This is a genomic window from Variovorax sp. J22G73 (assembly GCF_030317035.1).
Taxonomy (GTDB): domain Bacteria; phylum Pseudomonadota; class Gammaproteobacteria; order Burkholderiales; family Burkholderiaceae_C; genus Variovorax.
In genome coordinates, this window is sequence record NZ_JASZYK010000002.1 from 231612 (window position 1) to 254919 (window position 23308).

Below are 23308 nucleotides of genomic sequence, written 5' to 3' on the forward strand. Positions count from 1 at the left end.
ATACTGCTCCATTCGACTTACTTGAAAGAGAGCTCTCCGTGAATGTGCTGATCGTCGACGACAACGAAGCGGCGGCCGACCTGTTGCAGGAACTGCTGACGCTGCAGGACCATACGGCGCGCTGCACCTACACGGCCCGCCAGGCACTGGAAGCAGCGGCCAACGAAAGCTTCGACGCCGCCCTGATCGACCTCACGCTGCCCGACCTGCCCGGCACCGAAGTCGCGCGGCAGCTGCGCGCGAGCACCTCGCCGGGCACGCCGAAATTGCTGGTGGCCATCTCGGGCTTCTCGCAGCAGGACGCCGGTGGCCAGTCGGCCGCGGGCCTGTTCGACCACCACCTGCAAAAGCCGATCGACATCGACAAGCTCGATCGCATCCTGGCCCAGACGCTGTAGCGCAGCGCAGCGCCGCAGGCCTCAGCTGCAACGCGAGGCTGGCGCTTCTTTTCTCCCCCACTTTTCCTTCTGATCGCAGCGACGCGCCAGCCGTCGCGGCGCGAGCCTGCGCGCTTGCGTGTGCTGCCTTGGCCCTACTGGTAAACCAGAAGCCACAAATTGGTGAACCACTTTTAAACTGGCTCACCAAATCATGGCAACGCTCACTGAAACCCCCACCGCTTCCCCTGTCGAGCTGGAATCCGACCGCTCGTACCAGAAGCTCGCGGCCCGCATCGCGGAGCTGATCGCCGGCGGCGAATTCAAGGTGGGCGACCGCCTGCCGTCGGAGCGCGCGCTGGCCGAGCGCTTCAACGTGAGCCGCACGCTGGTGCGCGAGGCCATCATCGTCCTGGAGATCCAGGGCGCGGTCGAGGTGCGCGGCGGCTCGGGCATCTACATCAGCGCGCCGGCCACCGGCACGGCCGCGGCACCCGCCTCCGCCTACACGCTGTCGCCCGGCCCGGGCCCGTTCGAGCTGCTGCGCGCGCGCAGCCTGATCGAGGGCGAGATCGCCTCGGTGGCCGCGGAAAACCGCAAGGACAGCGACATCGACCGCATCTACGCCGCGCTGGCCGCGATGCGCGAGCACATGCAGGACAAGGCGGCCAACGAGGCGGCCGACCGGCTCTTTCACCTGCGCATTGCCGAGTCGACCGGCAACAGCGTGCTGCTGCAGATGGTGACCGGCCTGTGGGACCACACGCGCGCGCCGATCTGGTCGCAGATGGAGGCGCACTTTCACACGCCCGAGCTGCGCCGCGCCTCGCAGGACGACCACCAGCGCGTGTTCAACGCGCTGCTCGAGCGCAACCCCGCCGAGGCCCGCGCCGCGATGCGCGCGCACATCGACCGCGTGATCGCCGAGTTCGCGCAGGCCTGGCGCTGAGCCTTGGGGCGCTGTCGCCACCCCGAGCCCTTTGCGCCCCTGCCGCACCCCGCGCTCCGCCCGCTTTTTTTCCTTGTGTTTTCCCTCCGCCCGATCCGGGTGATACCTAGAACTGGAGACTGAAGATGACGACTACGAAGACCCTGCTCGCCGCCTTGCTGGCCGCGGCGTTCGTCGGCCAGGCCGCCGCGCAGACCGTGCCCCTGCCGGCGCCCGGCACCAGCGCGCGCATCGACGCCATCAAGAAGTCGGGCGTGCTGCGCGCGGCCGTGCTGTCGAACCCGCCGTGGCTGGTCGAGAACACCACCGGTTCGGGCGACGCCTGGGCCGGCCCGGCCTGGCTGCTGGCCAACGAAGTGGCCAGGCAGCTCGGCGTGAAGCTGCAGGCCGTGCCCGTGTCGCACGAGACCAAGGTGCCGGTGCTGGCGTCGAACCAGGCCGACATGACGATCTCGCCGCTGTCGGTCACGCCCGAGCGGCTGAAGGTGGTCGACTTCGTGACGTACTCGCGCACCGCGCTGTGCGTGTTCGGCCGCGCCGACAACCCGAAGGTGGCCAACGCCAAGTCGATCGACGAGTTCAACAACCCGAACATCACGGTGGCCTACTTCACCGGCGGCGGCGAAGAGAACTGGGTGAAGAAGCGCTTCCCCAACGCCAAGCTGCGCGGCGTGTCCACCGCCGGCACCGCGGCGCCGGTGGAAGAAATCATGGCCAAGCGCGCCGACATCACGCCCATCAACCGCGTGCCATGGCAGGCGCTGAACCGCAAGGTGAAGGGCCTGAAGGCGCTGCCCGAAGGCAACAACTGCCAGGACTCCGCCGAGATGGCCACGCCCATCGGCCTGGCCATCGACAAGAACCAGCCCGAGTACCTGAACTGGCTGAAGGCCGTGAACGACCAGATGAAGCCCAAGCTGGACGCGGACGAGGCCCGCATCATCAACGCGATGTGACCTGCGGCCCCGGCCGCAGCCATTCGACTTCATGGATCTCGACTTTTCTCCCCTGCTCGACAGCTGGCAGTACCTGCTCGGCGGGCTGGGCGTCACGCTGCTGCTGTCGGTGCTCACCGCCGTCGGCGCGCTGGTGCTCGGCACCGCGCTGGGCCTGGGCCGCGTCTACGGCGCGGCCTGGCTGCGCATACCCATCGTGTTCTACATCGACACCCAGCGGGCCATTCCGGTGCTGGTGATCCTGGTGTGGTTCTATTTCGCGGTGCCCATCCTCACGGGCATCAGCTTTCATCCGTTCTGGGCCGCTCTGATGGCGCTCACGCTGCACATTGCCGCCTACGTGGCGGAGATCGTGCGCGCGGGCATCGAGTCGATCAGGCCCGGGCAGATCCGCGCGGCGCTGGCACTCGGCATGTCGCGCGTGCAGATCGTGCGCAAGGTGGTGCTGCCGCAGGCGCTGGTGCGCATGCTGCCGGCCTTTGGCTCGGTGCTGTCGATCACCATCAAGGACACGGCCATCGCCACGGTGATTGCCGTGCCCGAGCTCATGAAGCGCGCGGAGACCATCGCGGGCCAGAGCTACCGCCCCATCGAGGTGTTCACGGTGGTGATGGCCATCTACTTCATCATTTTGTTCCCCGGAACACGGCTGATCGATGCGCTGTACAAGCGCGTTGCGCACCTGGGGAGGTCGTGATGAACCTCGACTGGAACATTGTCTGGGTGCACCGCTACGACCTGCTGCACGGCGCCGGGCTGACGGTGCTGCTCACCGTGCTGACCATGCTGGTGGCGGTGCCCGCGGGCATCGTGCTGGCGCTGATGCGGCTGTCGAACAGCAAGGTGCTGGCTGGCGCGAGCCAGGTGTTCGTGGAGTTCTTTCGCAACCTGCCGCTCATTTTGGTCGTGTACTGGGCCTTCTACGTGATGCCGGTGCTGATGCACATCGAGTTCTCGGCCTTCACCACCGGGCTGGTGGCGCTGTGCCTGAACGTGGCGGCCTACAACGCGGAGACCTTTCGCGCGGGCATCAACTCCATTCGCAAGGGCCAGATGGAAGCGGCCATCGCGGTCGGCATGAGCCGCTGGCAGGCCATGCGCAAGGTGGTGATCCCGCAGGCCTGGCGGCGCGTGCTGCCGGTGCTGGCGAGCACCTGGGTGTCGCTGTTCAAGGACACCTCGCTGGTGTCGGTGATCGCGGTGGGCGAGCTGGCGCACGTGGCGCTGCAGATTCGCTCGTCGAGCTTTCGCGTGCTGGAAATGCTCACGGCCATGGCCGTCATCTACTGGCTCATGGGCTACCCGCAGGCCAAGATGGTCGACTGGATACAGAAGAAATTCGAGGTCAAGGAATGATGAACGGCGAACGCAAGTCCGCGGCCCAGGCGCCCGTGGTGGTGTACGACAACGTGCGCAAGCTGTACGGCAGCTTCGTGGCGCTCGACGGCGTGACGGTGCAGGTCAACAAGGGCGAGGTGATGTGCCTCATCGGGCCCTCGGGCTCGGGCAAGTCGACGCTGCTGCGCTGCACGAACGCGCTGGAGGCCATCGACGGCGGGCGCGTGCTGATCGACGGCGTGCCGCTGCCCACCGACGAGCGCGCCGCGCGCAAGGTGCGCCAGCGCATGGGCATGGTGTTCCAGAACTTCGAGCTGTTCCCGCACAAGAACGCGCTGGACAACGTGGCCATGGGCCCCGTCACCGTGCTGGGCATGAGCGAGGCGCAGGCGCGCGAGCGCGCGATGAAGCTGCTCGAGAAGGTGGGCCTGGCCAACAAGGCGCTGAATTTTCCGAGCGGGCTTTCGGGCGGCCAGCAGCAGCGCGTGGCCATCGCGCGCGCGCTGGCCATGGAGCCCGAGGTGATGCTGTTCGACGAGCCCACCTCGGCGCTGGACCCCGAGACCATCGGCGAAGTGCTCAACGTGATGAAGAAGCTGGCCGACGAGGGCATGACCATGGTCGTGGTCACGCACGAGATGGCCTTTGCCAAGAGCGTGGCCGACTGGGTCGTGGTGTTCGACCACGGCAAGGTGGTTGAACAAGGGCCGCCCCGGCAGATCTTCGAGGCGCCCACGGCCGAGCGCACGCGCGACTTCCTGGGCCACCTCGGCTGGCACGGCTGACACAGCCGAGCGCCACGCACCCTCCCCCCACACAACGACACACACCATGAAAATCACCAATGCCCGCGTCATCGTCTGCAGCCCGGGCCGCAACTTCGTCACCCTGAAGATCGAGACCGACGAGGGCCTCACCGGCATCGGCGACGCCACGCTCAACGGGCGCGAGCTGTCGGTGGCCGCGTACCTCACCGAGCACGTCATTCCCTGCCTGATCGGGCGCGACGCGCACCAGATCGAGGACATCTGGCAGTACCTGTACAAGGGCGCCTACTGGCGCCGCGGCCCGGTCACCATGACCGCCATCGCCGCCGTGGACACCGCGCTGTGGGACATCAAGGCCAAGGCCGCCAACATGCCGCTGTACCAGCTGCTGGGCGGCAAGAGCCGCACCGGCGTGATGGTGTACGGCCACGCCAACGGCCGCGACATCGAGCAGACCGTGGACGAGGTGCTGCGCTACAAGGAAGAGGGCTACCTGGCCATTCGCGCGCAAAGCGGCGTGCCGGGCCTGGAGAAGGTGTACGGCGTGGGCCGCGGCACCATGTTCTACGAGCCGGCCGACGCCGACCTGCCGAGCGAGCACGACTGGTCGACCGCCAAGTACCTGGCGCACACGCCCAAGCTGTTCGACGCGGTGCGCAGCGCCGTGGGCCCCGACATCCACCTGCTGCACGACGTGCACCACCGGCTGACGCCCATCGAGGCCGGGCGGCTGGGCAAGTCGCTGGAGCCCTTCAACCTGTTCTGGATGGAAGACGCCACGCCGGCCGAGAACCAGGACGCCTTCAAGCTCATTCGCCAGCACACCACCACGCCGCTGGCCGTGGGCGAGATCTTCAACAGCATCTGGGACTGCAAGGACCTGATCCAGAACCAGCTGATCGACTTCATCCGCACCACCGTCGTCCACGCGGGCGGCATCACGCAGCTGCGCCGCATTGCCGACCTGGCCTCGCTCTACCAGGTGCGCACGGGCTGCCACGGCGCCACCGACCTGTCGCCGGCGTGCATGGGCGCGGCGTTGCACTTCGACCTGTGGGTGCCCAACTTCGGCATCCAGGAGTACATGCGCCACACCGACGAGACCGACGCGGTGTTCCCGCATGCCTACAGCTTCGCCAACGGCATGCTGCACCCGGGCGAGGCGCCGGGCCATGGCGTGGACATCGACGAGAAGCTGGCCGCCAAGTACCCGTACCAGCGCGCCTACCTGCCGGTGAACCGGCTGCAGCACGACGGCACGCTCTGGAACTGGTGAGCGTGCAAGACATGGCGCGCCTTCATCCCGACACCCTCGCCCACCTGCCCGCTGGCGTCGAACGGCCGCGCTACCGGCGCGACGCGCTGCAGGCCGGCATCGTGCACCTGGGCGTGGGCGCCTTCCACCGCGCGCACATCGCGGTGGTCAACGAGGCCGCGCTGCACGCGAGCGGCGACCTGCGCTGGGGCACGGTGGGCGTGTCGCTGCGCGCGGCCGACACGCGCGATGCGCTGCGCCCGCAGGCCGGCCTCTACACCCTCGCACTGCGCGACGCGGCCGACGACGGCAGCCCGCGCGAGGCGCTGCAGGTGGTCGGCAACCTGCTCGACGTGCTGGTCGCGCCCGAAGATCCGCATGCCGTGCTGGCGCGCATCGCGCACCCCGACACGCGCATCGTGAGCCTCACGATCACCGAGAAGGGCTACCACCACGACCCGGCCACCGGCGCGCTGCGGCTGGACGCACCCGACATCCTTCACGACCTGGCCCACCCCGAAGCGCCGCGCACCATGCCCGGCTTCGTCGTGCATGCGCTGGCCCTGCGCCGCGCGCGCGGGCTGGCGCCGCTCACCGTGCTGTCGTGCGACAACCTGCCCGCCAACGGCGACACGACGCGCGGCATCGTGCTGGCGTTCGCGCAGGCGGTGGACGCCGGGTTGCGCGACTGGATCGCCGCGCACTGCACCTTCCCGAATTCGATGGTCGACCGCATCGTGCCGCGCACCACCGACGCCGACCGCACGCGCATCTCGGAGCGCCTGGGCGTGGACGACGCGTGGCCGGTGATCGGCGAACCCTTTCTCGAATGGGTGGTGGAAGACAGCTTTGCCAACGGCCGGCCCGACTGGACCGCGGGCGGCGCGCGCTTCGTCGCGCATGCGCAGCCCTATGAAAAGCTCAAGCTGCGCATGGTGAACGGCGCGCATTCGGCGCTGGCCTACCTGGGCGCGATGGCGGGCTTTCGCACGGTGGACCGCGCCATGGCCGAGCCCGCGCTGCACGCGTTCATCGATGCGCTGATGCGCGAAGAAATCGCGCCCACGCTGCCGGCCATGGAAAGCCTGGACCTGGACGCCTACCGCGCGCGGCTGCTGCAACGCTTTTCGAACCCCGCGCTGCAGCACCAGACGAAGCAGATCGCCATGGACGGTTCGCAGAAGCTGCCGCAGCGTTTGCTAGGCACGGTGCGCGACCGGCTGGCCGCGGGCCGGCCCATCGACCGGCTCGCGCTGGCGGTAGCCGGGTGGATTCACTACCTGCGCGGCGTGGACGAGACCGACGCCACGCACGAGGTACAAGACCCGCTCGCTTCGGCGCTGGCGCAACGTTTGGCGCAAGCCGGTGCGGCTTCTTCCATGCAGGACCGGGTGGCGTTCTTCACCGGCTTCGCGCCGGTGTTCGGGGAGCTGGGGAGCGAGCCGCGTTTCGTGGTGGCTGTGGCGCGCGCGCTCGGCGTGCTCGAAGCCCACGGCGTGCTTGGCGCCCTTGCCGCCAGCGAGCCGAACGCCTGAGCGTTCAGCCTTTCAATGCACAAGCCGGTTCAGCGGCTCCTGCTGCGCCGCGAATAGCTGCGCATGGCCTCGTAGCGGTACACGCGAAAGCCGTCCTTCTGCAGGAAGCTCACCGGCTCCCAGCCGCGCGCCAGCGCTGTGTCGGTGATCTGCGCCATCTGCACGCCCAGGTAGTCCTGCAGGCTGTCGGACACGGCAAGCTCGAACTTGCGCAGCTCGCGGTCCAGCGCCTCGATGGCCGCGATGGCGGCCTCCACGTTGCCGAAGGGGCGCACGTGCGTCACCGGGTTGCTGCGCACCAGGCTGCGCGGTGCCACGGGCTCCGCGCCAAAGTTGACGCTGGCGCCGCCGTCCATGCCGTTCAGGCCGCCGATGCTCATCGATGTCATTCCATGAACCCCATGTTGCGCAGGTAGGTCTGGCCGCTGGGCGCGGTCACGTTGTTGAAGTTCTTCAGGTTGGGCAGGATGCCGTCGAGCTCCGCGTCCGGCACGCCGAACCACCGCGCCAGCGTGGCGGCGTACTGGTCGACCGAGGTGGTCGGCAGCAGCCGGCCCTGGCCCACGTGCCACTGGTCGTCGTCGGCGGCGCTGTTGCCCACGCTCACCGGGGGAGCCGTGCCGTACAGCGCCTTGCCCTGCACCGCGCCGCCGACCACGAAGTGGTGGCTGCCCCAGCCGTGGTCGGACCCGTTGCCGTTGCTCGACAGCGTGCGGCCGAAGTCCGAGGCGGTGAAGGCCGTGACATTTTTCTCGATCTTGAACAGCTCCATCTGCCGCTGGAACGCGGCCATGGCGTCGGACACGCGCTTCATCAGGCCGCCCTGCTTCGTGTCCAGGTCGTCGTGCAGGTCGAAGCCGCCCATCGACACGAAGAACACCTGGCGCTTGACGCCCAGCGAGGCGCGCCCGCGAATCAGGCGCGCGACCATCTTGAGCTGGTTGGCCAGGTAGTCGTTGCCAGAAAAGGTGGCGTTCAGGTCGTCCGCCATGATGGCGCTGGTGATCTTGCCCTCGGCGCTGGTCGCGCGCGCGGTGACCTTGTTGTATTCGTTCTCCAGCGTGTGGCCGCGCGGCTGCTGCGCAAGCTGCTGCATGGCCGCCTTCACCGCCGACGAGCCGTAGACGTTGCCGCTGGCCGTGCTCACGCTGTTGATGCGCACCGCGCCGCCGGTGCCCACCTGGTATTGCTGGGCCTCGTCGCCCGACAGGAACACGGTGTTGCCCGACACCGAGATGCAGGTGAACAGCGATGCGTTCTTCTGCCCCGACAGCACCAGGTCGCCCAGGTTGCCGCCCCAGCCGATGGTGGAGCCCTCGGGCGACGACGACTGCCACACCGATTGCTGGTCGTTGTGCGAGAACAGCTTGGGCGGAACCGGGTAGTCGCGGCGGTTCGTGCCGTTGTACTGGGCGCGCGTGAGCGGCTTGACCAGCGGGCCGACGTTCATCTGCACCGCCATCTTTCCCAGGTCGAACAGCGCGGCCAGTTCGGTCATGGACGGGTTCAGCGCGTACTTGCGCCCGCCCGGCAGCGCCACCGTGGGCTTGAGCTCGGTCTTCGCCAGGTCGGCATCGAACGGCAGCGCGATGGCGCCGCGAATGTCGCGGTACTTGGCGTAGCTGTCGGCGTCGTAGTTGACGAGCGTGTTGGCGTAGTCGTTGCCGCCGTACATGAAGACGCACACCAGCGCCTTGTAGTCGTCGGCGGGCGCGCCCTGCGCGGCGGCTTCGCCCATGGCGGCGAGGTTGAGCGCGAAGGGTGTCGCGGTGCCCGCGATGGCCAGGTGGCCCGCGCGGCGAAGGAAGGCGCGGCGGCTGTGTTCCGCAGGGTTGATCAGGTACATGTGCGTCTTGCTCCCGCGTTCTTTATTTCTGCACGAGGTATTCGGGCGAGCCCATCACCAGCAGCACGCCGGCGCACACCAGGCTCAGCCGGCCGGCGTCGGTGCTCGGGTTGGCCAGCGGCGGCTGCGACAGCGCGCCGGCAATCAGCGCCACCGTGGCGGCCGAGAGCTGGTTGGCCGCCAGCAGCAGGTTCAGCCGGCGCACCAGCGCGGCCGGGTCGCCGGCCAGCGCGCGCTCGTTCACGTAGGTGGCCATCACGTCCTGGTTGTCGAAGCCGTTCGGCAAGATGCGCTGCAGAAAGTTGAGGTAGCCGCCCACGCTGGTCTCGTTGACCAGCTGGAACTCGGGCGCCACCATCTTGTTGCTGGCAATGGCGGTCGCGGGCGGCACGTAGCCGGGTCTGAAGAAGTTGAACACCGAGGGCGAGCGCAGCGGGCTCTGGCCCAGGTACCGGCTGCTGTCCGAGGTATCGCCGATGTTCCAGAGGTCGCCGGTGGAGCGCACGCCGAAAGTGCGGCCCCATTGCACCAACCGCAGCATGGGCTCGCGCAGGTGCCCGAAGTTGGCGTCGGCCAGGCCCGCGGGGCTGCGCGCCTCGTCGTCGAGCAGCACGGCCGCGAACACGCTCTTCATGTCGCCGCGCACGCCCGCGCCGTTGTTGGCGAACACGTCGGACACGCGCTTCAGGTACGCCGGGCTGGGGTTGCTCGTAACCAGCCGCTGGATCAGCTGGCGGCCGATGAAGGGGCCGACGTTCGGGTGGTTGAAGAGCGCGTCGAGCGCCGTCTTCAGTGCCTCGGGGCCGGCCGTGCCGGCGGGCACCGTGGTGCCCAGGAAGCGCGCCTCGAGCATCGAATGGTTGCGCGCGGTGAACGCCATGGGCCGCGTGGTCCACTGGTTGCTCTCGATGGTGTAGCCGGCGCCCTCGGGGCGAAAGGCGTTGAACTCCGCCGTGCGAATGTCGAGGTTGTAGCCGGTGAACACGCGCGCCAGGTTCGACACGTCGCTCTGCACGTAGGTCTCCTGCGGCTGGCCGTCGGCACCTGTCTTGAGCGAGCCGTCTGCATTCAGCTGGTACAGCCCGATGGTCATCAGCTGCATCACCTCGCGCGCATAGTTCTCGTCGGGCTGGCGGCCCGAGTTGTCTTCCTTGCGGTTGTCGCGCGTGTTCAGGTAGAAGCCCATCGCCGGGTTGAGCGTGACGTCTTCCAGCAGCTGGCGAAAGTTGCCCGTGACGCCGCTCACCAGCATGTCCCAGTACTGCGCCATCATGGCCGTGGGCCAGCTCGAGCCGATGTCGGTGGACGAGACCACGAAGATCTCGCTGAACGCCAGCGCCATGCGCTTGCGCACCGGGTCGGCCGAGGTCATGAGCTGGCGCCAGGCCATGGCGTCGACGTCGACCTTGCCGTAGGGCTTGCTGTTGACCCACTCCCACGCGGTGGGCTCGCGCGGCGCGCCGAACTGCTCGGCCAGCCACGGCATGTAGCCCTTGGCGCGCACGTCGGCGATGTCCTTGTCCGACGCGGCGAACTGGGCCTGCAGCAGGAAGCGCGCGGCCTCCTCGTCGGTCTTGGCCTGCGGGTAGTGGTACGGGCCGGTGTCGATCTGCACCGGGTCGACCGCGGCGTCGGGCGCGGCGCCTGCGCCGGGGAGGAACACGCCGCCGGCACTGCCTCCGCCCCCGCCGCCGCCGCCACCACAGGCGGCCAGCGCGGCGGCCATCGAAAAGACGGCCGCGGCCTTCACCGGCTGTGACGCATCGGCCTGCCCTCCCTGCGACGGCCAGGTTGCCTCGATGGCCAGGTCTTCGCCGGCCTCCAACTGTTCTTCCACCATGTACCTCGCTCCTGCGGCGCTCCAACGCCGGTTGGAGCACACAAGGCAAGCCGCATGCCTTCGAGGCGACCCACGGGAAACGCGGACTCCGGTATGCAAAACGGGCCGACGAGCCACACAAATGTGAATTAATGTGACTTTTTCGTCACCTCCTGAAACAAAAATGGCATGCCAGGAGGCATGCCATCGTTTCAGCAATCGCTCAGCCGACGAGGCGGCGCGCGGGTGCTACCGGGTTCAGTCGCGCTCGTCGTCCCAGGCGTTCGGCGGACGGTACGGGTAGCCGGGCCCGTAGTACACGCGGCCGGGCGGCGGCGCATAGACGGGCGCGGGCCGGTAGTACACGGGCGGCGGACGGTAATAGACCGGCGGCGGTGCCTCGTAGTAGATGGGTGCCGGGTACGGGTACACCGGCTGCGGTGTGTAGTAAGGCTGCGGGTAGGCGCCGACGGCCAGGCCGGGCGTGCCGATCTGCACCGACCAGCTTCCGCGTGCGCTGGCCGCGCCGGCGGACAACAGCGCACCGGCCGCGACCGCGCCGATCGCGAGCCATTTGAAAACAGAAGATTGATGTTGGATGTTCACTGAGGCTCCAGGGCCGGGGACGGACATCGTCCGGGTGTGTACGCAACGCCGCAGCGCGGCGCGCGGTGCACCCGAAGGTGCATTTGCTGGTAGCCAAACGTGAGAGCTGAGAGCGTTGGCACGCGCCACCGGCCGCGCCACAGCCCACGCCTTGCAGCTCAGCGCGCGATTTCTCGGCGCGACAGCATCACGTCGCCGCTGGTCGTGTTGAACGCGATGGTCGGCGCGCTGAAGTCGCTCAGCGGCGCGCCCAGGCCGATTTCGCCGCGGCCGTGCAGCACGCACTCTTCGCGGCGCAGCGCAATCTCGGTGCTGGGTCCGCCGTTGCCATGAAAGCGCACCCAGGTGCCGTAGGTGCTGACGTCGATCAGCACGCAACTGCCCTGGCGCAATTCGATGCGCGCATGCAGCCGCGACACGCGCGGGTCGTTCACCACGAACTGCGCGTCGTCGACGCGGCCCAGGTGAATCGGGAGCTGCTCGGTGCGGAACATGGAGCGCACGTCGAGCCACGCCAGCTCGATCTGCCCGAAAGACGAATCGGGCATGCGCGTGGGCGCCAGCGCGGCCGGCACGGTGAGGAACGAGGTCACGTCTTCCTGCCAGTCGATGCGGTGCACCACCGACATTTCGCTGCGCCCGCGGATGTTGATGAGCCCCAGGTCGCGGTGCTGCACCGAGCCTTCGTGGAGCTGGGAGATGACCGCATCGGTCACCCAGATCTGGCCGGGGCCCGCGAGGTCGCTGAGCCGCGAGGCCAGGTTGACGGCGTCGCCGTAGCAGTCGCCCTCGACCTCGACCACTTCGCCGCTGGCCACGCCGATCTGCAACGCCATGCGCAAGGGCACCGGCCACGCGAGCAGGCGCTTCTGGTGATAGCGCTGCAACTCGATAACCGCGTGCGTCGCGGCGGCGCCGCTCGAAAAGATGGCGAACACCCCGTCGCCCAGCGACTTGACCACACGCCCGCCGTGCGCCTGGCACACGCCGCCGATCCATTGCGTCAGCCGCGTGACTGTTTCCGTGGCCCGCGCATTGCCCATGGCCTCGAAGACCCTCGTACTTCCCGTCAAGTCCGCGAAAACGACTGTGGCGTTTACACCCATGTTGTTCTGATTCTCGATTTCTAAGATCGCTGTGTATGAATGTCTGAGGTGCTCACCTTACCCTGCAAACTATTCCCGATGTTTGTGAACATTGCCGCAAAAATGGAACGGCTTGCACCCTATGTTTGTTGACGTTACATGTATACGCGACTCGAAACACCACAGATGCATGCACGGCGCTTTTTTGTATGTAGTACTTTAGAAAACAAAAAGAAATCGCTTCTGAAAACGTGAAGTAAAGCGTGTTGTTTACAAACAAGAAACGTTGTTCCGGATCTTGTGCAATGGTTAACTGACGCTTAAGGTATGGGTCGTCACTGCTTCCAGCAATACGCTTTTTGTCCCATGCTTCTCCGTCGAATTCTTCGTCTGCTGAACGTGCCCGGGTTCGGTTCCCGCCAGGCAGCAGAGAGCCAGTTGGGGCGCATCCGCACTGCGATGCTCTCGGTGCTCCAGAGCCACGGCGGCAATTCGGTGCAGCGCGTGAGCCAGCGCGTGCGCTTTGCGGTCGATGTCGAGGCCCTGTGGTACCTGCGCCAGGACGTGTTGATGGCCATCAGCGCCATCGACGGCGAAACCGCCGCGCGCCGCCAGATGAAAGACATCAACGGCATGTTCAAGGGCGGCCTGCCCGGCTCGATGGGCCCCCGGGCCCACCAGCGCTTCACCAACAACCAGGGCTGAAAAGCCTTCGTTGCCCACAAAGCAGAGCGGCCCTTTCGGGCCGCTTTTTTTGCGCCTTTCAGGGCCGATCAATGCGAGTGATCGTGCCCATGGTGGTCGTGGTGACCGTGGCCGTGAGCATGCGCATGGTCGTCGCCCACCCCGTGCCGGTGTCCCCAGACCAGGAACACGTCGCGCCCCTCGGCCGCCATCGACACCTTGGCGCCCACCGGAAGTAGTACTTTGGTTGGCACATGCCCGAACGGCAAACCGGCCAGCACGGGTACCTTCAACGAGGTACGAAGCCGGTCGATCACGGTGTTGATGCCGAAGCCGCGGTCGTAGCCCGGCACCTTGCGCACGCCGGTGAACTGGCCGAACACGATGGCGCGCTGCCGCGCCAGCACGCCGGCCATCTTCAGCTGGTCGAGCATGCGTTCGATGCGGTACGGGTGTTCGTTGGTGTCCTCGATGAAGAGCACGCCCTTGTCGATCGCCGGAAAGTACGGCGTGCCGAGCAGGCTGGTCAGCACGCACAGGTTGCCGCCCCACAGCACGGCGTCTTGCAGCGGCTTGAACTTCAGCTCGGCATCGCGCGCCGGCATGCGCCAGCCGGTGCCCTCGCCCTGCCCCGTCACGAGGTCGTCGAAGCAGGCTTCCATGATGTCGTCGGGGCCGTCTTCGGCGCCGAAGTCTTCGCCGACCGCGGGGCCCGACCAGGTTGTGGCGCCGGTCTTGGCGAGCAGCGCGTTCTGCAGCGCGGTGAAGTCGCTGCAGCCGACGAACTCGGTGCCCTTGTCGATGGCCTTGGCAAGGGCCTTGTACGGCAGCGCGTCGAGGATGCGCGTGAGGCCGTAGCCGCCGCGTGCGATGAGCGCCACGTCGGCGCCGCTGGCGGCCGCGCGCGAGATCGCGGCGAGCCGCGTGGCGTCGTCGCCCGCGAAGCGCTGGTGCACCGACAGTGCCGCGTCGTCGACTTCGACCTCATGGCCCAGCGCCTTCAGGCGCTTCACGCCGCGCCGGAAGGCGGCCTTGTCGCGAATGGCACTGGAGGGGGAATAGATGTAGATGTGTTTGGTCACGTGGTCGAGTATCCCATTGCGTTGCGCACCTGAAGCGCGAGCGCCTGCGCCTGCAGCGGCGTCGGCCCCGAGGACGACGCAAGGGGCCCGAGCGCGCGCAACGCGGCCTCGTAGCCGCGGTCGGGGAACGGCGCGCGCCATGCGGCCTGCATGCCTTCGTCACCCTCGTCGTTTTCTGGCGCGCGCAGTGTCGCGGTGAAAAGACCGGGCATTGCGGCCTGCAACAGCGCCGCGAGTTCACTGGCCTTTGCGCTGTGCACGAGCACCATCGGCCCCACCTGCATGCTGCTCAGCCATTCGCGCAGCACTTCGCAATGCCAGGCCAGCGTGTGCGGCGTTTCGCGCTTGGGCTTGTCGCTCTTGCCGAAGCCGATCAGGTCGGGCACCAGCGTGCGCAGGCCCGGCTGGCCCACGAGGTGGCGGAAGAAGTAGCCCCACTCGCCGGGGCCGTGGAGGCACAGGCAGGTTGCGACGCCTTCTTCGTCCTTGCCTTCGTCGATGAAGTGCATGCGCCAGCCCTTAAGCGCCGCCAGGTCCTGCGTGTAGTGCGGCGCGAAGGCGTGGTCGTGCAGCCCGGCGAAGCGCTCGGCGGGCGTGCGCAGCGCGTCGTCGCGCAAGGGCTCGGCCTGCGCGCGCGCGGCGCTTCGGCGCTGCTGGAAGAAAGCCTGCAGCACCGACGCGCACTCGTCGGCCAGCACGCCGCCCTGCACCTGCGTGCGGTGGTTCAGCCGGGGCTCGGCGAACAGGTCGAGCACCGACCCGGCCGCGCCGGTCTTCGCATCGGCCGCGCCGTACACCACGCGCGCCAGGCGCGAATGCAGCATGGCACCCGCGCACATCGCGCAGGGCTCCAGCGTGACGAACAGCTCGCAGCCGTCGAGCCGGTAGTTGCCGAGCGCGGCCGCGCCGGCGCGCAAGGCATTGATCTCGGCATGCGCGCTCGGGTCGTGCTGCGCCACGGGCGTGTTGCGGCCGGTAGCGACGATCTGGCCGTTCTTCACCATCACGGCACCGACGGGCACCTCGCCGGCCTCGGCCGCCAGGCGCGCCTCGGCCAGCGCGAGCGACATCCAGTGCGCGTCGGCTTCGGGGCCGGAGCTCGACGGGACCATCTCAGTTGTCATCCGGCATCTGCCGCGTCCTGGCCGCGGCGTCGAGCGCGTCCTTGACCTGTTTTTGAACACGTTGGGCCTGGTCGTGTGCGTTGCTCGCGTTACTTGAAGGGGCCTCGCCCGTCGCCACGCCCGTCACGGCCGGCAACACCGGCGCCGCCACGCTGCCCATCTGCTTCTTCGCGACGAGCCCGACCACCAGCAGGGCCAGCACGAGGCCGATCAGTCCGAGTCCGCGCATCTCAGGCACCCTCCACTGCGGGCATGCCCAGCCGGTCCATCCACCCCGCCAGCGCCTGCTCGTCGGGCGTGCCCGCGCTGTACATCGCGTGCATCGCGGCGTGCGATTCGCGCCGGTGCTGGTTGAGCTTGACCTTGCATTGCAGCGCCGTCACGCGCAGCTCGAAGCCGACGATGCCAGCCAGCATCTTCAGCTGAAACTCCTCGCCCAGCTCGCGCCATTGCTGCGCATAGGCTGGCTCGTGGTCGCCGATGAGTTTCTTCAGCAGCGCGTCCTTGCCCGCGGCGTCTTCGATCAGCCTGACCTCGACGGTGCAGTGCACGGCCAGGTAGTTCCAGGTCGGCACGCGCGCCAGGTCCGGATACACCGAGGGCGACAGGTACGCATGCGGGCCCAGAAAGGCCACGACCGCCCGGGGCCGGGCCTGCAGGTAGCGCCAGTGCGGGTTGGGCTTGGCGCAATGGCCCCACAGCACCAGCGCGTCGCCCTCTTGCGGCTCGGCCACCAGCGGCAGGTGCGAGACATACGGCAGGCCGTCGTCGTCGGTCGAGACAAGGCTGGCGAACGGGTGCGAACGCATCAACTCCAGCGCGATGGCCGGGTCCTTGGCGTTGAACTGCGGGGGCATGTACATGGGGCGGGGTCCTCTTCGGGGAGAGGTCCGATTGTCCCCGAGCCGACCTACCTTGCGCGCGGTGTCTCCAGCAGCTTCACCATGGCGGTGTAGCCGCGCGCCTTCGCCAGTTGCAGCGGCGTGTTGCCCTGCCGGTCGGCAAGCTTCAGGCTCGCGCCCGCATCGACCAGCGCGGCCAGCGTGCGCTGGTGGCGCGGGCCGCCGTCGCCGAGCACGATGGACTCGATCACCGCCGTCCAGTGCAGGTTGTTGACGTGGTCCAGCGGCGCGCCGGCCGCGATGAGCCGGCGCACGACCTCATCGTGCCCGAGGTGCGCGGCGGCGATCAGCGCCGTGCCGTCGTAGCGGCTGGTGGTCTGCCCGGCATTGGCGCCGAGCGACAGAAGAAGAGACAGCGTGGCCGCGTCGTCGGCCACCGAGGCGATGGTGACCGCGTCGTAGCGGTCGTCTTCCAGCAGGTCGAGGTTGGCGCCGGCCTTGGCCAGCAGCTTGATGGCCTCGCGCTGGCGCGCATGCGTGGCGACGTGCAGCGGCGTGCGGCCGCGCGGGTCGCGCGCGTCGAGGTTCGCGCCCGAGGCGACCAGCGCCTTCAGTTTCGGCAGGTCGCCCTGCCATGCGGCCTGGTGCAACCCGTCGTAGGCCAGCACCTCGGCCGCGAGCGGCGGCACCTGGGCGCGCGCGCCGCTCACGGCACCCAGGCCGAGCACGGCCGCGAGCGCGATGACGGACACGCCCGACCCGATACCGCGCGAAAACATCAGAGCAGGCCCTTGACCTTGTCGATGGCCGCGTTGGCGCACTGCTCGTCGAGGTGGCCGCCGGGCGCGCCGCCCACGCCGACCGCGCCGATCACTTCGTTGCCCGACTTCACCGGCACGCCGCCGCCCAGCAGCAGCACGCCCGGCAGATACACCAGGTTGGCGCCGCCCGGGTTCTTCTGCGAGCCTTCCATCATGGCTTGCGTGGGCGCCTTGGACGAGGCCGAGGTCCAGGCCTTGCGCTCGCTCGATGCCAGCGTGTGCGGGCCGGCGTTGTCGGCGCGCTGCACGGCACGCACGGTGCCGGCGCGGTCGACCACGGTGGCCGCCACGTTGTAGCCGTTGGCGGCGCAGGCGGCCACGGCTTCGGCGGCGATCTGGTTGGCCAGCGCGAGCGACATGTTCTTTTCGGTGCGAACGGCGGAGGCGGCCGATGCCGCTGGTGCCGGCGCCTGCGCGTGGGCAACAGAAGCGATGGAAGCGGCGACCAGCACGGCGAGGCTGCCAAGGCGAAGAGTGGTTTGCATTGTTTGTTTTCTCCAGTGGATTCAGGCGGATTCAGGTAGTTGCGCCGGCTGTTTCCGGCGGCTGCGCCACTGTAGAAAACCTGGCCGCCGCGAGCCATTCGTACGGCTACGCGCGGCGCTCCGTAGAACTACGGAGCAGCGAGGCGCGAACGCGTCACGAAGCGCTGTCGACCAGCACCGCGTAGCGCCGTATCAGCTGGGCCAGCGAATCGCAGCCGAGCTTGGCGAACAGGTTGGCGCGGTGCGTTTCCACTGTGCGCGGCGACAGCGCCAGCGTGCGCGCGATCTCCTTGTTGGTGAGCCCCTGCACGATGAAGGCGAGCACCTCGCGCTCGCGCTCCGACAGCTGCGCCACCTGCTCGCGCGCGGCGTTGTCGGCCTGCGAGCGCTCGCGCGTGCGCACGTGCTGGCGCACCGCGTGCTGCAGCGCCTCGAGCAGTTGCTCGTCGTCCACCGGCTTCTCCAGGAACTCGGCCGCGCCGGCCTTGAAGGCGCGCCGGCACATCTCGACCGTGCCGTGGCCGGTCAGCATGATCACGGGCTGGTCCACGCCCTGCGCCACCAGCCGGTCGAGCACGGTGAGCCCGCTGATGCCGGGCATGCGCACGTCCAGCACGATGGCACCCACGCTCGCGCGGTCGAAGCCGTCGATGAAGGCCTGCGGGTCGGCCCAGGCCTGCACGCGCAGCCCGACCGTGCCGATGAGCAGCGACAGGCCGTCGCGCACCGCCTGGTCGTCGTCGATGAGGTGAATCAACGGCGATTGCGGTTGATGTGTGGCGTGGGTGTTCATGGGGCCGGCGCCACCAGCGGCAGCAGCAAGGTGAAGCGCGCGCCGCGCGGCAGGACGTTGGCCGCGCCCAGGCTGCCGCCCATGCCGCTGGCCAGCGTTTCGCTCAGGCTCAGGCCGAGGCCCAGGCCGCCTTCGCGCGTGCTGAAGAAGGGTTCGAACAGGCGCGGCAAGGCCTCGGGCGCAATGCCGCGCCCGTTGTCGGTCACGGTCAGCACGCCTTCCTGGCCATTGCGCCCGACCGACACCACCAGGCGGCGTTCGGCGGCCGGCACCAGGTCGAGCGCCTGCAGCGCGTTCATCAGCAGGTTGTGCACGATCTGCTCCAGCGCCACCGCCTCGGCCTGCACGCGCACCGGCGCCTGCGCGGCGGCGTCGAACTGCGCGGCGACACCGCGCTGCGTGAACTCGGGCGCCAGCAGGTGCATGGCGCTGCGCACCACCTCCTGCAGCACCAGCGGCTTGACGTCGCCGCCCGCCTCGGGCCGCTCGATGACGCGGCGCAAGCGCCCCACCACGCCCGCCGCGCGCCGCGCCTGCTCCACGGCCTGGCCCATGGCGTCGCGGGCGGTGGCCAGGTCGGGCGGCTCGTCGTCGAGCAGGCGGCGGGCCGCCTGCGCGTTGGCCAGCACAGCGGTCAGCGGCTGGTTGAGTTCGTGCGCCAGCCCGGCCGACAGCTCGCCCAGCGCATTGAGCCGCGCGACCTGCCCGAGCCGCAACAGCTCTTCGGCGCGGCGCCGCGCAATGCGTTGCCGTTGCGCCGCCCACAGCCCGGCCAGCAGCGCGGCCATGGCCACCGCCCAGCCGCCGATGCCGCGCCACGGCAATTCGCCCCAGCCCACCTGCCGCTCGGCCACCACGTCGAAGGGCTGGCTCGGCGACGCCAGGGCCTTCGTCAGGCCGAAGCGCCAGCCGTTGGCCGCCGGCACGCCCGGCTGCAGCACCAGCTCCTGCCCGTCGCGCTGCAGGCTCAGGCGCACGGGGCTGCGCTGCGGGTTCATCGGCCAGTCGCGCCAGGGCACGGAGCCGGCCAGGTCGATGTCCAGCGCGTAGCTGAACGGCGCCGCGCCCATCACGAGCACATAGCGGCCGTGGGCCAGGTCGAGCGTGGCGAGGTCGGCGCGGTGCTGCTCGCGCGAGCGTGCCTCCGCCGCGGCCAGCGCCTGGGCGGTGGTGCCCATCTGCGGGGTGTCGGGCCACGCCTCGTCGCGGTCGCGCCGCTGCACCCGCAGGATCGACGAGTACACGGACGGCAGCCGCTGCTCGGGGTGGTCGGCGCCGTTGCTGGGCTCCAGCAAGGCCAGCGTGGCCAGCACGGCGTCGTACTGCACCATCTGCTGGCTCAGCAGGCGGTGGGCGATGCGCACGTCGGTCTCGAAGTCCTGGTGCATCTGCGCGAGCTCGGCGCGCGCGATCCACACCGCGCCCACGGCGGTGAGCACCAGCCATGCCAGCCACCAACCGCCCCGCGTACGCAACCACTGTTTCATGGCGCGGATTGTGCCCGCCACGCCGTGCGTGTTCGATGTTGGCCGAGAATGCCGCCCCAGACATGGCCGAAGTACAGGACTCTCTTTTCCCCGAGCTGCCGCCGCCCGAAGAGGCGCCCGCGGTGGCAACGCTGCCTTTGCCGCCCCCCTCGAAGGCCGACGCCGAAGCGCCCGCAAGAAAGAAGTCGCGCACCGGCACCGTCGAGCCCGCGCCCACCGACCCGGCGCTGGTCGAACTGGCCTCCGCGCTGCCGCCCAACCTGCGCCTGGGCACCTCGTCGTGGAGCTATCCAGGTTGGGCGAACCTGGTGTGGGACGGCGAGTACGCCGAGAGCGTGCTGTCGAAAAACGGCCTGCACGCGCTCGCGAAGCACCCGCTGTTCCGCACCGTGAGCCTGGACCGCAACTTCTACCGCGCCCTGACCGCGAGCCAGTACGCGCGCTACGCGGCCATGGTGCCCGACGACTTCCGCTTCGTGGTGAAGGCGCCCAGCCTGGTCACCGACGCCACCGTGCGCGACGAGAGCGGCCGCGGCATGCAGGCCAACCCGGTGTTCCTGAGCCCGGAAATCGCGCGGCAGGAGTTCGTGCTGCCCGCGCTCGAAGGGCTGGGCCATCGCATCGGCGTGCTGGTGTTCCAGCTGAGCCCGATTCCGGGCCACATCCTGGCCGACCAGCCCGCGCTGCTCGCGCGCATCGCCGAGATGATCGACGCGCTGCCCGGCCTGAAGCAGACCGCGCCCGACGCCGTGATCGCGGTGGAAGTGCGCGACCCGCAGTTGCTGAACCCCGCGTTCGCCGACATGCTGCGCAGCGTGGGCGCCACCTTCTGCATGGGCCTGCACGCGAAGATGCCGCCCATCGAAGACCAGCTGCCCATGCTGCGCGCGCTGTGGCCGGGGCCGCTGGTGTGCCGCTGGAACCTGCACCGGCGCCACGGCCGCTTCGGCTACGAGGACGCCGAAAAACTCTATGGCCCGTTCGACAAGATCGTCGACCCCGATCCGCAAACGCGCGCCGCCCTCGCCAAGGTGATTTCGGGCACCACCCGCGCGGGCCAGAACGCCTTCGTCACCGTGAGCAACAACGCCGAAGGCTGCGCGCCGCTGACCATCGCGCAGCTGGCGCGCGACCTCACGGGAACACGCTGAATCCGGTCCAGCCGGTTCAGCCGATGTTCTGCTTCGCCGCGACCGTCATCTCGACCTCGACGCTCGCGTTCTTCGGCAGCTGATACACGCCGACCGCCGTGCGCACGTGCACGCCGGCTTCGCCGAACACGCGGTGCAACAGGTCGGAGGCGGCATCGGCCACTTCGCTTTGCTGCGTGAAGTCGGCCGTGCACTGCACGAACACGCCCACGCGCAGCACCTTCTCGATGGCGTCGAGCGAGCCGAGCGCGCGGCGCAGCAGCGTGAGGCTGCGCAGCGTGGAAATCTGTGCGCCCTCGCGCGCCTTGTCGAGCGACGTCGCGTCGCCGACGCGGCCGGTCACCACCACCGTGGTGCCCACGCGCGGCACCTGGCCGCTCAGGTACACGGTGCGCCCGTCGCGCACCAACGGCACGTAGTGGCCGCCGGCAATGATGTCGCCGTCGAAGCTGTGGCCCAGTTCGGCGGCAATCTGGTCGGCGATCTGGTCTCGGGTCAGTTGAGTCATGGCGGTTCCGTGAAAAGGGCTGTCATTGTCGCCAGCCCACCCTCGTCGCAACAGATACAGACAACCCCCTTCCAGACCGGAACAGATCAGCCCTCGAACGCCAGGAACACCCGGCCGCCCTCGATCTTCACCGGGTAGCTGCGCAGGTCTTCGGTCAGCGGCGCGCACATGGCCTTGCCGGTGCGCACGTCGAAGCGGCCCTGGTGCAGCGGGCACTCTATTTCGTGCCCTTCCAGGAACCCGTCGCACAGCCGCGCGTGGCCGTGCGTGCAGATGTTGTCGGTGGCGTGGATGCCATCGTCGGTGCCGTAGAGCGCGATGTCGCGCCCCTGCACCTCGATGCCCACCACGTCGTCGGAGGGAACGTCGTCGACCGCCGCGGCGTCGACCCAGGTCATCGTGCTCATCGTTGTGTTTCCTTGTCTTTCTTGTCGCGTGGGCATCAATTGTCGGGCTTGATGCCGGCGCGCTCGATCACCGGCTTCCACCGGCGCAGCTCCTCGGTCATGAACTTGTTCAGCGCCTCGGGCGTGCTGCCCACGGGGTCGAAGTACGCGGTCTGCAGGCGCTTGACGGTCTCGGGCTCTTTCAGCGCGGCGGCAATCTCGCGGCTCATGCGCTGCACGATGTCGTTCGGCGTGCCCTTGGGCGCCATGTAGGCGAACCACGGCACGGCCTGGATGTCGGGCAGGCCCGACTCGCGCAGCGTGGGCAGCTCGGGCAGCAGCGCCGAGCGCTCGGCCGACGTGACCGCCAGCGCCTTCAGCCGCCCCGCCTTGGCCTGCGGCATCACCGTGACCGGCGGCAGGCAGGCGTACTGCACGTCGCCCTGGATGATGGCCGTGACCGCCTGGCCCGACGACGCGTACGGAATGTGCACCGCGAACGAATTTGTCTTGGCCTTGACCAGCTCCACGCCCAGGTGCGAGATGGAGCCGTTGCCGGTGGAGGCGAAGTTGAACTTGCCCGGGTTGCGCTTCATGGCGTCGAGCCAGCCCTTGACCGAATCGACGTTCATCGAGTTCGACACCGCGCACACGTTGGGCGTGGTGGCCGCGAGCGACACCGGCACCAGGTCCTTGAACGGGTCGTACGGCAGGTTCTTGTAGAGGATGGTGTTGTAGACCAGCGGCGCGTTCACCGACAGCAGGAAGGTGTAGCCGTCGGGCTGCGCCTTGGAGACCTGGTCGGTGCCGGTGTTGCCGCCCGCGCCGGGCTTGTTGTCGACGATGAGCGGCTGGCCGATGCGCGCGGCGAGCTTGTCGTTGACGATGCGCGCGAGGATGTCGGGCGACGAGCCGGCCGCGAACGGCACCACGATGCGAATGGGGCGCTGGGGCCAGTCCTGCGCATGGGCCGACATGGCCGTGACGGCCATCGCGACTGCGGAGAACGCAGTGCCGAAGCAAAGGCGAGCGAGGGTCATGCCTTCGCCTCCACCGCGGCCATGCCCAGGTGGTCCTGCTGCTCGCGCGCGATGAAGCCCGCGATGAGCGCGCGGTACGCCGCCTCCACCACTTCGGGGTAGGCGCCCTTCTCTTCGGCCAGCGCCTTCACCTTGTCGATCACCTCCTGCTGGCGCTGCGGCGCCGACACCTGGAAGGCATCGCGCTTGAAGCGCGCCGCGTCTTTCACATAGCGGCCGCGCTCGGCCAACAGCGCGACGATGTCGCGGTCGAGCCGGTCGATGTTCTCGCGCACCTCGGCAAGGTTGGCGCACAGCGGCACGTAGGCCGGGTCGGTGAAACGGCGCAGCGGCGCGCCGTGTGTCTCTGGTTCTTTTTCTGGCATGGCTCTG

At 68.7% G+C, this 23308-nt stretch carries 27 protein-coding genes; 10 read left to right on the forward strand and 17 right to left on the reverse strand.

What is annotated here, in order from left to right; all coding sequences use genetic code 11:
* Nucleotides 1-38 precede the first annotated feature (38 nt).
* The 8 genes from QTI51_RS08950 to QTI51_RS08985 all read left to right on the forward strand — a co-directional run bounded on the left by QTI51_RS08950 (nucleotide 39) and on the right by QTI51_RS08985 (nucleotide 7177).
* Nucleotides 39-398, forward strand: coding sequence for a response regulator (locus QTI51_RS08950; protein ID WP_116907642.1), 360 nt, complete (start codon nucleotides 39-41; stop codon nucleotides 396-398).
* 193 nt (nucleotides 399-591) lie between these two features.
* Nucleotides 592-1326 (forward strand): FadR/GntR family transcriptional regulator, encoded by a 735-nt coding sequence (locus QTI51_RS08955; protein WP_116907641.1) that lies wholly within the window; start codon nucleotides 592-594, stop codon nucleotides 1324-1326.
* Between the two features lie 125 nt (nucleotides 1327-1451).
* A complete protein-coding gene (locus QTI51_RS08960) occupies nucleotides 1452-2282 on the forward strand; it encodes a substrate-binding periplasmic protein (protein WP_116907640.1) in 831 nt (276 codons plus the stop codon).
* 31 nt (nucleotides 2283-2313) lie between these two features.
* A complete protein-coding gene (locus tag QTI51_RS08965) occupies nucleotides 2314-2979 on the forward strand; it encodes an amino acid ABC transporter permease (protein ID WP_116907639.1) in 666 nt (221 codons plus the stop codon).
* A complete protein-coding gene (locus QTI51_RS08970) occupies nucleotides 2979-3638 on the forward strand; it encodes an amino acid ABC transporter permease (protein WP_116907638.1) in 660 nt (219 codons plus the stop codon). Before QTI51_RS08965 ends, QTI51_RS08970 begins: the two co-directional genes overlap by 1 nt.
* On the forward strand, nucleotides 3638-4405 hold the full coding sequence (locus QTI51_RS08975; RefSeq protein ID WP_116907637.1) for an amino acid ABC transporter ATP-binding protein: 768 nt from the start codon (nucleotides 3638-3640) through the stop codon (nucleotides 4403-4405). The genes QTI51_RS08970 and QTI51_RS08975 overlap by 1 nt, the downstream gene beginning before the upstream one ends.
* Before the next feature lie 46 nt (nucleotides 4406-4451).
* Entirely contained in the window at nucleotides 4452-5663 is a 1212-nt protein-coding gene (gene manD / locus QTI51_RS08980) for a D-mannonate dehydratase ManD (protein ID WP_116907636.1), read from the forward strand.
* 11 nt (nucleotides 5664-5674) lie between these two features.
* On the forward strand, nucleotides 5675-7177 hold the full coding sequence (locus QTI51_RS08985; RefSeq protein ID WP_116907867.1) for a mannitol dehydrogenase family protein: 1503 nt from the start codon (nucleotides 5675-5677) through the stop codon (nucleotides 7175-7177).
* A 29-nt stretch (nucleotides 7178-7206) separates the two neighbouring features.
* Here the strand turns inward: QTI51_RS08985 and QTI51_RS08990 are convergent, their stop codons facing one another.
* The 5 genes from QTI51_RS08990 to QTI51_RS09010 all read right to left on the reverse strand — a co-directional run bounded on the left by QTI51_RS08990 (nucleotide 7207) and on the right by QTI51_RS09010 (nucleotide 12554).
* On the reverse strand, nucleotides 7207-7557 hold the full coding sequence (locus tag QTI51_RS08990; RefSeq protein ID WP_286515947.1) for a hypothetical protein: 351 nt from the start codon (nucleotides 7555-7557) through the stop codon (nucleotides 7207-7209).
* Nucleotides 7558-7562: 5 nt separating this feature from the next.
* Complete coding sequence (locus QTI51_RS08995) at nucleotides 7563-9023, reverse strand: DUF1501 domain-containing protein (protein ID WP_116907634.1); 1461 nt, start codon at nucleotides 9021-9023, stop codon at nucleotides 7563-7565.
* A 22-nt stretch (nucleotides 9024-9045) separates the two neighbouring features.
* Nucleotides 9046-10863, reverse strand: coding sequence for a DUF1800 domain-containing protein (locus QTI51_RS09000; RefSeq protein ID WP_286515946.1), 1818 nt, complete (start codon nucleotides 10861-10863; stop codon nucleotides 9046-9048).
* Nucleotides 10864-11100: 237 nt separating this feature from the next.
* A complete protein-coding gene (locus QTI51_RS09005; RefSeq protein WP_116907632.1) occupies nucleotides 11101-11448 on the reverse strand; it encodes a hypothetical protein in 348 nt (115 codons plus the stop codon).
* A gap of 158 nt (nucleotides 11449-11606) precedes the next feature.
* A complete protein-coding gene (locus tag QTI51_RS09010) occupies nucleotides 11607-12554 on the reverse strand; it encodes an adenylate/guanylate cyclase domain-containing protein (RefSeq protein WP_116907631.1) in 948 nt (315 codons plus the stop codon).
* 345 nt (nucleotides 12555-12899) lie between these two features.
* On the opposite strand from QTI51_RS09010, the gene QTI51_RS09015 reads away from it, so the two are divergent.
* Nucleotides 12900-13238, forward strand: a complete 339-nt coding sequence (locus QTI51_RS09015) for a hypothetical protein (RefSeq protein ID WP_116907630.1) — start codon at nucleotides 12900-12902, stop codon at nucleotides 13236-13238.
* A 68-nt stretch (nucleotides 13239-13306) separates the two neighbouring features.
* Here QTI51_RS09015 and QTI51_RS09020 read toward each other — a convergent pair whose 3' ends face one another.
* The 8 genes from QTI51_RS09020 to QTI51_RS09055 form a co-directional block, all read right to left on the reverse strand.
* Nucleotides 13307-14299: an LD-carboxypeptidase gene (locus QTI51_RS09020; protein ID WP_116907629.1), complete on the reverse strand. Its 993-nt coding sequence runs from the start codon at nucleotides 14297-14299 to the stop codon at nucleotides 13307-13309.
* Nucleotides 14296-15423, reverse strand: a complete 1128-nt coding sequence (gene tadA / locus QTI51_RS09025; RefSeq protein WP_503011490.1) for a tRNA adenosine(34) deaminase TadA — start codon at nucleotides 15421-15423, stop codon at nucleotides 14296-14298. The genes QTI51_RS09020 and tadA overlap by 4 nt, the downstream gene beginning before the upstream one ends.
* Nucleotides 15413-15652, reverse strand: coding sequence for a hypothetical protein (locus tag QTI51_RS09030; RefSeq protein ID WP_116907627.1), 240 nt, complete (start codon nucleotides 15650-15652; stop codon nucleotides 15413-15415). The genes tadA and QTI51_RS09030 overlap by 11 nt, the downstream gene beginning before the upstream one ends.
* A gap of 1 nt (nucleotide 15653) precedes the next feature.
* Entirely contained in the window at nucleotides 15654-16286 is a 633-nt protein-coding gene (locus QTI51_RS09035) for an FMN-binding negative transcriptional regulator (RefSeq protein ID WP_116907626.1), read from the reverse strand.
* A 47-nt stretch (nucleotides 16287-16333) separates the two neighbouring features.
* The gene (locus QTI51_RS09040; RefSeq protein ID WP_116907625.1) at nucleotides 16334-17044 is read right to left on the reverse strand and encodes an ankyrin repeat domain-containing protein; all 711 of its coding nucleotides are present in this window, start codon (nucleotides 17042-17044) and stop codon (nucleotides 16334-16336) included.
* Nucleotides 17044-17571 (reverse strand): GlcG/HbpS family heme-binding protein, encoded by a 528-nt coding sequence (locus tag QTI51_RS09045; RefSeq protein WP_116907624.1) that lies wholly within the window; start codon nucleotides 17569-17571, stop codon nucleotides 17044-17046. The genes QTI51_RS09040 and QTI51_RS09045 overlap by 1 nt, the downstream gene beginning before the upstream one ends.
* Before the next feature lie 154 nt (nucleotides 17572-17725).
* Nucleotides 17726-18364 (reverse strand): response regulator transcription factor, encoded by a 639-nt coding sequence (locus QTI51_RS09050; RefSeq protein WP_116907623.1) that lies wholly within the window; start codon nucleotides 18362-18364, stop codon nucleotides 17726-17728.
* Nucleotides 18361-19851: a sensor histidine kinase gene (locus tag QTI51_RS09055; RefSeq protein ID WP_116907622.1), complete on the reverse strand. Its 1491-nt coding sequence runs from the start codon at nucleotides 19849-19851 to the stop codon at nucleotides 18361-18363. The genes QTI51_RS09050 and QTI51_RS09055 overlap by 4 nt, the downstream gene beginning before the upstream one ends.
* 62 nt (nucleotides 19852-19913) lie before the next feature.
* Here QTI51_RS09055 and QTI51_RS09060 point away from each other — a divergent pair, with 62 nt between their 5' ends.
* A complete protein-coding gene (locus QTI51_RS09060; RefSeq protein ID WP_116907621.1) occupies nucleotides 19914-21002 on the forward strand; it encodes a DUF72 domain-containing protein in 1089 nt (362 codons plus the stop codon).
* A gap of 16 nt (nucleotides 21003-21018) precedes the next feature.
* Here QTI51_RS09060 and QTI51_RS09065 read toward each other — a convergent pair whose 3' ends face one another.
* The 4 genes from QTI51_RS09065 to QTI51_RS09080 all read right to left on the reverse strand — a co-directional run bounded on the left by QTI51_RS09065 (nucleotide 21019) and on the right by QTI51_RS09080 (nucleotide 23301).
* Nucleotides 21019-21510 (reverse strand): RidA family protein, encoded by a 492-nt coding sequence (locus QTI51_RS09065; RefSeq protein ID WP_116907620.1) that lies wholly within the window; start codon nucleotides 21508-21510, stop codon nucleotides 21019-21021.
* 86 nt (nucleotides 21511-21596) lie between these two features.
* Nucleotides 21597-21917: a non-heme iron oxygenase ferredoxin subunit gene (locus QTI51_RS09070; protein ID WP_093122176.1), complete on the reverse strand. Its 321-nt coding sequence runs from the start codon at nucleotides 21915-21917 to the stop codon at nucleotides 21597-21599.
* 35 nt (nucleotides 21918-21952) lie between these two features.
* On the reverse strand, nucleotides 21953-22936 hold the full coding sequence (locus QTI51_RS09075; protein ID WP_286515945.1) for a Bug family tripartite tricarboxylate transporter substrate binding protein: 984 nt from the start codon (nucleotides 22934-22936) through the stop codon (nucleotides 21953-21955).
* Complete coding sequence (locus QTI51_RS09080) at nucleotides 22933-23301, reverse strand: chorismate mutase (RefSeq protein WP_116907618.1); 369 nt, start codon at nucleotides 23299-23301, stop codon at nucleotides 22933-22935. Before QTI51_RS09080 ends, QTI51_RS09075 begins: the two co-directional genes overlap by 4 nt.
* Nucleotides 23302-23308 lie beyond the last annotated feature (7 nt).

Excerpts from the sequence above, each read along its gene's own strand:
- QTI51_RS08955 (WP_116907641.1), top strand. The coding sequence starts at position 592 with ATGGCAACGCTCACTGAAACCCCCACCGCTTCCCCTGTCGAGCTGGAA.
- QTI51_RS08960 (WP_116907640.1), top strand. The coding sequence starts at position 1,452 with ATGACGACTACGAAGACCCTGCTCGCCGCCTTGCTGGCCGCGGCGTTC.
- QTI51_RS08965 (WP_116907639.1), top strand. The coding sequence starts at position 2,314 with ATGGATCTCGACTTTTCTCCCCTGCTCGACAGCTGGCAGTACCTGCTC.
- QTI51_RS08970 (WP_116907638.1), top strand. The coding sequence starts at position 2,979 with ATGAACCTCGACTGGAACATTGTCTGGGTGCACCGCTACGACCTGCTG.
- QTI51_RS08975 (WP_116907637.1), top strand. The coding sequence starts at position 3,638 with ATGAACGGCGAACGCAAGTCCGCGGCCCAGGCGCCCGTGGTGGTGTAC.
- manD (WP_116907636.1), top strand. The coding sequence starts at position 4,452 with ATGAAAATCACCAATGCCCGCGTCATCGTCTGCAGCCCGGGCCGCAAC.
- QTI51_RS08985 (WP_116907867.1), top strand. The coding sequence starts at position 5,675 with ATGGCGCGCCTTCATCCCGACACCCTCGCCCACCTGCCCGCTGGCGTC.
- QTI51_RS08990 (WP_286515947.1), bottom strand. The coding sequence starts at position 7,557 with ATGAGCATCGGCGGCCTGAACGGCATGGACGGCGGCGCCAGCGTCAAC.
- QTI51_RS08995 (WP_116907634.1), bottom strand. The coding sequence starts at position 9,023 with ATGTACCTGATCAACCCTGCGGAACACAGCCGCCGCGCCTTCCTTCGC.
- QTI51_RS09000 (WP_286515946.1), bottom strand. The coding sequence starts at position 10,863 with ATGGTGGAAGAACAGTTGGAGGCCGGCGAAGACCTGGCCATCGAGGCA.
- QTI51_RS09010 (WP_116907631.1), bottom strand. The coding sequence starts at position 12,554 with ATGGGTGTAAACGCCACAGTCGTTTTCGCGGACTTGACGGGAAGTACG.
- QTI51_RS09015 (WP_116907630.1), top strand. The coding sequence starts at position 12,900 with ATGCTTCTCCGTCGAATTCTTCGTCTGCTGAACGTGCCCGGGTTCGGT.
- tadA (WP_503011490.1), bottom strand. The coding sequence starts at position 15,423 with ATGACAACTGAGATGGTCCCGTCGAGCTCCGGCCCCGAAGCCGACGCG.
- QTI51_RS09030 (WP_116907627.1), bottom strand. The coding sequence starts at position 15,652 with ATGCGCGGACTCGGACTGATCGGCCTCGTGCTGGCCCTGCTGGTGGTC.
- QTI51_RS09035 (WP_116907626.1), bottom strand. The coding sequence starts at position 16,286 with ATGTACATGCCCCCGCAGTTCAACGCCAAGGACCCGGCCATCGCGCTG.
- QTI51_RS09040 (WP_116907625.1), bottom strand. The coding sequence starts at position 17,044 with ATGTTTTCGCGCGGTATCGGGTCGGGCGTGTCCGTCATCGCGCTCGCG.
- QTI51_RS09045 (WP_116907624.1), bottom strand. The coding sequence starts at position 17,571 with ATGCAAACCACTCTTCGCCTTGGCAGCCTCGCCGTGCTGGTCGCCGCT.
- QTI51_RS09050 (WP_116907623.1), bottom strand. The coding sequence starts at position 18,364 with ATGAACACCCACGCCACACATCAACCGCAATCGCCGTTGATTCACCTC.
- QTI51_RS09055 (WP_116907622.1), bottom strand. The coding sequence starts at position 19,851 with ATGAAACAGTGGTTGCGTACGCGGGGCGGTTGGTGGCTGGCATGGCTG.
- QTI51_RS09060 (WP_116907621.1), top strand. The coding sequence starts at position 19,914 with ATGGCCGAAGTACAGGACTCTCTTTTCCCCGAGCTGCCGCCGCCCGAA.
- QTI51_RS09065 (WP_116907620.1), bottom strand. The coding sequence starts at position 21,510 with ATGACTCAACTGACCCGAGACCAGATCGCCGACCAGATTGCCGCCGAA.
- QTI51_RS09070 (WP_093122176.1), bottom strand. The coding sequence starts at position 21,917 with ATGAGCACGATGACCTGGGTCGACGCCGCGGCGGTCGACGACGTTCCC.
- QTI51_RS09075 (WP_286515945.1), bottom strand. The coding sequence starts at position 22,936 with ATGACCCTCGCTCGCCTTTGCTTCGGCACTGCGTTCTCCGCAGTCGCG.
- QTI51_RS09080 (WP_116907618.1), bottom strand. The coding sequence starts at position 23,301 with ATGCCAGAAAAAGAACCAGAGACACACGGCGCGCCGCTGCGCCGTTTC.